The sequence below is a fragment of the Streptomyces sp. CB01881 genome, assembly GCF_002953255.1.
GTDB lineage: Bacteria > Actinomycetota > Actinomycetes > Streptomycetales > Streptomycetaceae > Kitasatospora.
Genome location: NZ_CP026498.1, coordinates 10903180 through 10904654 on the forward strand (window position 1 = coordinate 10903180; position 1475 = coordinate 10904654).

1 protein-coding gene and 1 pseudogene are annotated in these 1475 nt (G+C 69.7%); both read right to left on the reverse strand.

From position 1 onward, the window contains the following. A pseudogene (locus C2142_RS41195) lies at positions 1–462 on the reverse strand (carbohydrate ABC transporter permease); the annotation flags it as partial. After that, positions 462–1358, reverse strand: coding sequence for a sugar ABC transporter permease (locus C2142_RS36910; RefSeq protein WP_148647133.1), 897 nt, complete (start codon positions 1356–1358; stop codon positions 462–464). The pseudogene C2142_RS41195 and the gene C2142_RS36910, both read right to left, overlap by 1 nt. Between the last annotated feature and the right edge of the window lie 117 nt (positions 1359–1475).

Here is a 1475-nt window from a genome sequence, read left to right on the forward strand (position 1 = left end):
CCGGTCAGCAGTGCAGACCGGCAGGCAGAAGGCGGCGGTCGGCAGGATGACCCCGATCAGGTGGTCGTACAGGCCGCTCTTGCTGATGAGGTAGAACATCGGCACGATCACCGCCTGGGCGGGGATCGCCAGGCCGAGCAGGAACAGCCGGAACACCCAGCCGGTGGCCCGGCCGGGAGCGCGCACGATGGCGTAGGCGAGCGGCGGGACGACCAGCAGCACGATGGCGACCACGCTGACGGTGACGGTCAGGGTGTTGAGGAAGTCCTGGCCGAAGCCGTTCGAGAGGTCGGTCAGATAGTTTCCCAGGGTCCACTGTGCGGGCAGCTTCAGCGGGCCCTCGGTGGAGTAGTCGGAGCGGGTGCGGAAGGTGGCGATCAGCAGCACGTATAGCGGCAGGCCGACCAGCAGCAGCCACACCAGCGAGCCGAACCCGGCCGGCACGTTGGGGCGCCGGCGCATCACAGTCCCTCCGCAGTGCCGCGCATCCGGTCGTAGCCGGAGAGCCGGACCACCGCGAGCGAGATCAGGGTCGCGACCACGACGAGGACCAGGGCGATGGCCGATCCCGCGCCGAAGTCGAAGCCCTTGAAGGCCTTCTGGTACATGTAGTACGCGGTGACGGTGGTGTCCGTGCCGGGGCCGCCCTGGGTGAGGATCAGCACCGTGTCGAAGGTGGTCAGGCCGCCGACCACCATCAGGACCACCGAGGTGATGACGGTGTTGCGCAGCTGCGGCAGGGTGATGTGGAAGAACTGGCGTACGGTGCCGGCCCCGTCGACGGCCGCGGCCTGGTAGAGCACCGGCGGGATGGCCCGGGCGCCGCCCTGGTAGATCAGCGCGTGCAGCGGCGTGAACTGCCACATGCCGACGAAGGTCAGCACCCCGATCGCGCCGCTCCTGCTACCGAGCAGGTTGCCGTCGCCGAACAGCCAGGTGAGTTGGGCCGGCACGCCGAAGTTGGGGTCGAGGACGGCCCGCCACACCACCGAGACGGCGGTCGCCGAGAGCAGCAGCGGCACGAAGTAGATCGCCGCGAGCACGGCCCGGTTGCGCTGTTGCCCGGCGGCCCAGACGCCGAGCAGGATGCTGATCGGCGTCTGGGTCACCACGCCGAGGGCGGTGAGCAGCAGGGTGGTCCAGACGGACTGGAGCATCACCGGGTCGTGGACGAGGGCGGCCCAGTTGTCCAGGCCGCTGAAGCGCGGGTCGCCGATGCCGTTCCAGCTGGTGAAGGAGAGCACGGCGACCAACAGCAGCGGCACGATCGCGAACAGCAGGAAGAAGACGGCCGCGGGCACCGCCCAGACGAAACCCGGGCGGGTCGCCCCCGCGCCGGACCGCGTGCCGCGCGTCATGAGGCCGGCAGGGCCTGCATGGCCCTGATGAAAGCGTCGGTGTCGATCCTGCCGTCGAAGAACTGCTGGACCGCGGTGTGTATCGGGGTCATGGCGCTCGGCGGGTAGGCCTGGTCC

Excerpts from the sequence above, each read along its gene's own strand:
- C2142_RS36910 (WP_148647133.1), bottom strand. The coding sequence starts at position 1,358 with ATGACGCGCGGCACGCGGTCCGGCGCGGGGGCGACCCGCCCGGGTTTC.